Source organism: Streptomyces sp. NPDC096152, assembly GCF_044763235.1.
GTDB lineage: Bacteria > Actinomycetota > Actinomycetes > Streptomycetales > Streptomycetaceae > Streptomyces.
In genome coordinates this window covers 187,551-194,387 of sequence record NZ_JBIWFW010000004.1, presented here as the reverse complement: position 1 = coordinate 194,387, position 6,837 = coordinate 187,551, and the positions used below count along the sequence as shown (strand labels likewise).

The 6,837-nt window shown below is 70.8% G+C and carries 5 protein-coding genes; all 5 read left to right on the top strand.

What is annotated here, in order from left to right:
* Positions 1-597, top strand: a 597-nt coding sequence (locus tag ACIQ9G_RS15530; protein WP_403609066.1) for an OmpL47-type beta-barrel domain-containing protein, incomplete at its 5' end; no start/stop codon positions are given.
* A 390-nt stretch (positions 598-987) separates the two neighbouring features.
* Complete coding sequence (locus tag ACIQ9G_RS15525; protein ID WP_403609065.1) at positions 988-2,169, top strand: ROK family protein; 1,182 nt, start codon at positions 988-990, stop codon at positions 2,167-2,169.
* Positions 2,170-2,258: 89 nt separating this feature from the next.
* On the top strand, positions 2,259-3,515 hold the full coding sequence (locus ACIQ9G_RS15520) for a Gfo/Idh/MocA family protein (protein WP_403609063.1): 1,257 nt from the start codon (positions 2,259-2,261) through the stop codon (positions 3,513-3,515).
* 711 nt (positions 3,516-4,226) lie between these two features.
* Complete coding sequence (locus tag ACIQ9G_RS15515; RefSeq protein ID WP_403609062.1) at positions 4,227-5,738, top strand: sugar ABC transporter ATP-binding protein; 1,512 nt, start codon at positions 4,227-4,229, stop codon at positions 5,736-5,738.
* Positions 5,735-6,799, top strand: coding sequence for an ABC transporter permease (locus tag ACIQ9G_RS15510; protein WP_403609060.1), 1,065 nt, complete (start codon positions 5,735-5,737; stop codon positions 6,797-6,799). Before ACIQ9G_RS15515 ends, ACIQ9G_RS15510 begins: the two co-directional genes overlap by 4 nt.
* Positions 6,800-6,837 lie beyond the last annotated feature (38 nt).

Here is a 6,837-nt window from a genome sequence, read left to right as displayed (position 1 = left end):
TCGGTGTCGTTCGCGGTGGTGGCGGCTCCGCCGCAGGACACCACCGCGCCGGAGACGTCGGCGTCGGTGTCGGGGACGAAGGACGCTTCGGGGAACTATGTCGGCAGTGCGACGGTGACGGTGACGGCATCCGACTCCGGTTCGGGCGTGGCCGGTATCGAGTACTCGCTCGACGGAGGCCCCTACCTGCCGTACTCCGCGCCGGTGGCCGTGAACAGAGCGGGGAGTCACACCTTCCTGTACCGGGCCACCGACAAGGCCGGCAACACCTCCACGGCGAAGTCGCTGTCCCTCACCGTCGTCGACAGCAAGCCGCCCACCGACTGCCCCGAGAAGGACGACCGTTCCACGGTGTTCACCGGCTCGGTCAACACGGGCATCCCCAACCGCGTGACGACGAACGGCTGCACGATCAACGAGCTGATCGAGGACCACCGGGCCTGGAGCAGCCACGGCGCGTTCGTCTCCCACGTCGAGAAGATCGTCGCGACCCTCCGGAGCGAGGGCGTCGTCGATCAGCGGGAGGCGGGCCAGATCAAGAAGGCCGCCGGCCGCTGCGACGTCGGCAAGCCGCCCACCGCTCGTACGGAACAGTGAGGTGACGGCGGGCGCCGCGATACCTGCCTGACCCCCTGCGGGTTCGGGGGTTCAAGGGAGCGCTCGCCGAAGCGCCCCGCATACCTCGACCGCACGGCAACAAGGCCCGATGGAGTGGAGACGGCCGGCTCCACTCCATCGGGTCTGCCCTTTGTCGCGTCCGCCAGGACCCCGCCGCCGGGTCAGAGCGCGGACGCGGGTCCTGGCAGGCGCCTGCCCGTCGGGGACTTCAAACCGGCTTTGTCCATTGCGAGATGAAAGTGCAGCGGACTGCTGCACAAGTTCTTTCGTGTTCGGCACCACGGTGCTACGGTCCTTTTGAAAGTCGCGCCCCGAAGTGCCGGGTGTGCGTACGACTCCGGCGACGACGGGAGGGGCGGCGTGAGGCGTATGACGGCTCGACCGGCCAATGTCCATCAGGCCAGGCTGCTCCGTCTGCTGCGCGACCTCGGTCCGCAGTCCCGGGTCGCACTGGGCGACCGGGTCGACCTGTCGCGATCCAAGCTCGCGGTCGAGATCGACCGGCTGCTGGAGACGGGCCTCGTCGTCCAGGACGGTCTCGCCGCCTCCCGCGGCGGCCGCCGCTCGCACAACGTCCGGATCGCCCCCTCGCTGCGGTTCCTCGGCGTGGACATCGGTGCCACCTCCGTGGACGCCGCGGTCACCAACGCGGAGCTGGACGTCCTCGGCCACTTGTCCGAGCCGCTGGACGTGCGTGAGGGCCCGGTCGCCGTGTTCGAGCGGGTGCTCGCCCTGGCCGCCAAGCTGCGCGAGGCCGGGCTGGCGGAGCACTTCGACGGCGCCGGGATCGGCGTGCCGGGGCCCGTCCGGTTCCCCGAGGGGGTCCCCGTCGCACCGCCGATCATGCCCGGCTGGGACGGCTTCCCCGTCCGCGAGGCGCTGAGCCAGGAGCTCGGCTGCCCCGTCCTCGTCGACAACGACGTGAACCTGATGGCCCTCGGCGAGCAGCAGGCCGGTGTCGCCCGGTCCGTACGCGACTTCCTGTGCGTCAAGATCGGGACCGGTATCGGCTGCGGCATCGTGGTAGGCGGCGAGGTCCACCGCGGGGTCACCGGCAGTGCCGGCGACATCGGCCACATCCAGGTGGACCCGGATGGGCCGCCGTGCGCCTGCGGCAACATCGGTTGTCTGGAGGCGCACTTCGGCGGCAACGCCCTGGTGCGCGACGCGACCACGATGGCCGAGGCGGGCCGTTCGGCGGAGCTGGCCGGCCGGCTCGAGGCGGCAGGACGGCTGACCCCTGAGGACGTGTCGGCGGCCGCCGGCGCCGGGGACGCCGCGTCCCTCGAACTGATCCGCATGGGCGGAAGCCGCACCGGTCAGGTCATCGCGGGCCTGGTCAGCTTCTTCAACCCCGGCCTGGTGGTCATCGGGGGAGGGCTCACCGGGCTGGGGCACACCCTTCTGGCCAGCATCCGCACTCAGGTCTACCGGCAGTCCCTGCCGTTGGCGACCGGCAACCTGCCGATCGTCCTCGGCGAGCTCGGCCAGATCGCCGGTGTCGTCGGCGCCACGCGACTGATCAGCGACCACATCTTCTCACCGGCCTGACGCGCCCCCGCGCGGCCGGAATCCGTTCCCGGTGAACGGGCGTCTTCCCGCGTCCGTTGCCCGCGCCCACAAGCATCCCAGGAGCGCCTATGGACAGTCAGAACGGCTCGCCCACCATCGGGGTGGGCATGGTCGGATACGCCTTCATGGGCCGCGCGCACTCACATGCCTGGCGTACCGCCGCCTGCGCCTTCGATCTGCCCATGCGCCCGGTCATGGCCGCCCTCGCCGGACGCGAGCAAGCCGCCTTGGAGGAGGCTGCCCGGCGTCAGGCCTGGGCCGCGACCGAGACCGACTGGCGGGCCCTGATCGCCCGCCCCGACGTTCAGCTGGTGGACATCTGCACCCCCGGCTCCAGCCATGCCGAGATCGCGATCGCGGCACTGGAGGCCGGGAAGCACGTGTTGTGCGAGAAACCGCTCGCCAACACCGTCGAGGAGGCGGAGGCGATGGCCGCCGCCGCGGCCGTCGCCTCACGTCGCGGCGTGCGCTCCATGGTGGGGTTCAGCTACCGGCGCACACCGGCGCTCGCCCTCGCCCGGCGACTGATCGCCGCAGGTCGCCTCGGCAGCCTGCGGCACGTACGGGCACAGTATCTCCAGGACTGGATCGTGGATCCGGAGTTCCCCCTGGTGTGGCGGCTGCAGCGCGAGCACGCCGGCTCCGGCGCGCTGGGCGACCTCGGCGCCCACATCGTCGACCTCGCCCAGTTCCTCGCCGGGGAGCGGCTGTCGGGGGTCTCCGCCCTCACCGAGACGTTCGTCCGCGAACGCCCGCTGCCCACGGCTTCGTCGGGGCTCGCCGCCGTCGCCGACGGGACGGCGCCGCGCGGCCCTGTCACGGTGGACGACGCCGCGCTGTTCACTGCACGGTTCCCTTCGGGCGCCGTCGCGTCTTTCGAGGCCACGCGGGTCGCCGCCGGCCGGAAGAACGCCCTGCGCATCGAGATCAACGGCGACCGGGGCAGCATCGCCTTCGATCTGGAGCGTCTCAACGAACTGGATTTCCACGACCACACCGAGCCGGCCACGACGGCGGGCTTCCGGCGGATCCTGGTCACCGAGCCCGACCACCCCTATCTCGAGGGCTGGTGGCCGGCGGGTCACGGACTCGGCTATGACCACACCTTCGTGCACCAGGCGCGCGACCTGCTGCACGCCATCGCCGAGGGCCGCGACCCGGAGCCGTCCTTCGCCGACGGGCTGCAGGTGCAACGGGTGCTGGCAGCCGTGGAGCACAGCGCCGCGAACGGCAGCGTATGGACGCCCGTCGCGCACGGAGGAGTTCCGCAGGGGAGCCCACCGATGCCGTCCGGGACCGCCGCCCCCGTGGTGGTCGTGCCCTGACCGTACTCCGCGGCGCCGGCCGCCCCGTGGCCCGGCCGGCGCCGCGCACCTTGCACAGCCGAACGCCGGCAACCGATCTGCGCACTCCGCCCGCAAAGGAGGATTTCAAGGAAACTCCGGACGGAAATCCGATCCGTCGAACAGCTTTCAGTCGCCGGTCGAAAAGGCCGGTCGCGACTCACCGGTGTGAACGGCCGTAGGGCGGGCACCGGTGAAATTCCGGGCATGGTCGGCCCTGCACTCCGGAAATAGCCGCCTGCCTCCTCACGAGGTTCGTGCGCCATTGCCGTGAGGAGTTCCGCATGTCCTCCGGGGTGCGGCGTTCCGGACCTCGCCCATTCGCGGTTCTCCGAGGCAGGCGGGCCGGTGACCAGGGTGCGCGGCGTCCCGCCACCCAGGCGAACGGCAGGAAATCCCTCGTATTGCGAACGTGCCCCGATGCCGGTTGCTCAATGCGTTAAACAGAAGTTGCCGCTTCTGGCCACGAAGGGCTCGGAAGGTTCGCGAACCCTTCTCAAACAACGTCGCGAGAACTACCTTCCTCTCAGCCCGACGGGCGACAGGGAAAGCCCGGCCGCAACCACCCGAGCCCCCTCAGGGGCCTCCTTGCCGAGGGCTTCCGTGAGGAAGTAACGGATCAGCGCCATAGTCAAGTTGACGTACCGTCATGTGCCTTCGAGGGCCGGCGGACATCGCATCAGAGGGAGACCCATGAGTGCCCCGCTGCTCGAGATGCAAGGCGTCGTCAAGGAGTTCCCCGGCGTCCGGGCCCTCGACGGCGTGGACCTCGACGTGGTCGCCGGAGAAGTGCACTGCCTGCTGGGCCAGAACGGGGCCGGCAAGTCCACGCTCATCAAGGTTCTCTCCGGAGCCCACCAGCCCGACGAGGGGCACATCGCCTGGGAGGGCGAACCGGTGACGCTCCCGACCCCGACGGCCGCCATGCGCCACGGGATCGCCACCATCTACCAGGAACTCGACCTGGCCGACGGCCTGTCCGTGGCGGAGAACATCTACCTGGGACACGAGCAGTCCCGGCTGGGGTTCGCCCAGCGCTCGCGGATGCACGACGCCGCACGGCGACTCCTGCGCAGGCTCGGGCATCCGGAGATCCCCGTCACGCGTGAGGTGGGTGAGCTGTCCGCGGCCGGCAAGCAGCTCGTGTCCATGGCTCGTGCCCTCTCGCACGAGGCGAGGCTCATCATCATGGACGAGCCGTCCGCCGTCCTCGCCCACGACGAGGTGGACAACCTCTTCCGCATCATCGGCGACCTCACCGCGGCCGGCGTGGCGGTCGTCTACATCTCCCACCGCATGGAGGAGATCCGCCGGATCGGGGACCGCGTCACCGTCCTCAAGGACGGCCGCACGGTCGCCCGGGGACTGCCGGCGCGAAGCACCCCCACCGCCGAGCTGGTCTCGCTGATGACCGGCCGCACCGTCGAGTACGCCTTCCCGCCGAGGGCCCGACGCCCCGACCCGGACGAGCGGCCGGTGCTTCTGGAGGTCGAACACATCAGCCGCCCGGGGGAGTTCCACGACATCTCCTTCGACGTCCGGGCCGGTGAGGTCGTCGGGCTGGCGGGCCTGGTCGGCTCCGGCCGCTCGGAGATCCTCGAAACGGTCTACGGAGCCCGGCGTCCGGCCTCCGGGCGCATCCGGGTGGCCGGATCCGACCTGCGGCCCGGCAGCATCACCGCCGCCGTCCGGGCGGGCCTCGGACTCGCCCCGGAGGAGCGCAAGAGCCAGGCGCTGTTCCTGCACTCCTCCATCGCCCACAACGTGTCCATGTCCTCGCTGCGACGGTTCGCCCGCGCCGGTTTCGTCGACGCCCGCACCGAATTGAGCGCCACGACGGACGCGGTCCGCAGGCTCGACCTGCGGCCCCCCGACCCGACCCGGCCGGTGCGCACCCTTTCCGGCGGCAACCAGCAGAAGGCCGTCGTCGCCCGCTGGCTGCTCACCGACTGCCGGCTGCTGCTGCTCGACGAGCCCACCCGCGGAGTGGACGTCGGAGCGCGGGCGGAGCTCTACGCGCTCATCCGGCGGCTCGCCGATTCGGGAGTCGGCGTGCTCCTCGTCTCCAGCGAGGTGCCCGAGGTCCTCGGCCTCGCCGACCGTGTCCTCGTCATGCGCGAAGGGCGGGTGGTCCGCGAGGCCGGCGCCCTGGACCTCGACGAATCGAAAGTGCTCGACCTCGTCATGGAAGGGAGCTCCGTGTGAGCCAGCAGACCAGTCCCCCCGGCGGGAGCGGTCCGCTGCCCGCCACAGGCCAGGGATCCCCGGCCGGACCCGTCCGGCAGACCGGCTCGTCCCCGGGCAAGGGCAGCAGCGGACCCGCCCTCCTCGGGCACATGGGCCGGGTACGCAACCTCGGCCTGTTCGTCGTCCTCGTCCTGCTGTGCGTCGTCGGCGCGCTGACCTCGGACAACTTCGCGACCAGCCAGAACGCCCTGGTCATCCTCACCAGCGCGGCCGTCATCGGGGTCATCACGATCGGTCAGACCTTCGTCATCATCGGCGGCGGCATCGACCTGTCCGTCGGCGCGATCGTGGCGCTCGGCTCCGTGTGGTGCACCACCGTGGCCACCCAGTCCTTCGGACTCGGCGGCATGGTCTTCTGCGCCCTTGCCGTGGGCGCGGTCGTCGGCCTTGTCAACGGCCTGATCATCGCCTACGGCGGCATCGTGGCGTTCATCGTCACGATCGCCATGATGGCGAGCGCCCGCGGACTGGCCGAGCGGATCTCCGACCGGCAGTCCCAGGTGGTCACGGTCGAGTCGTTCAACTCCATTGCCTCCACCCGGTTCCTCGGCATTCCGCTGCTGGTCTACATCCTGGCGGTGGCCGTGCTCTTCGGCTGGGTGCTGCTCAACCGCACCACCTTCGGCCGCCGGACGTTCGCCATCGGCGGCAACCAGGAGGCCGCGCGCCTCGCCGGCCTCGACGTGCGCCGTCACACCGTGCTGCTCTACGTCCTGTCGGGCCTGTGCTGCGGCATCGCCGCGATCATGCTGACCGCGCGGACCACCTCGGGGGCCAGCAACCTCGGCGACCTGTACGAACTGGACTCGATCGCCGCGGTGATCATCGGCGGCACCCTGCTGACCGGCGGCCGCGGCTCGCTCGTCGGCTCGATCCTGGGCGTCCTCGTGTTCACCACGATCACCAACATCTTCGTGCTGAACAACCTCACCACCGACATCCAGCAGATCGCCAAGGGCCTGATCATCGTCGCCGCCGTGCTGATCCAGCGGCGCGGCCGGAGAACCGCCGCCCCGTAGCGGCGGCGCGGACGGCGGACCCGGCCCCGCTGCCGCCG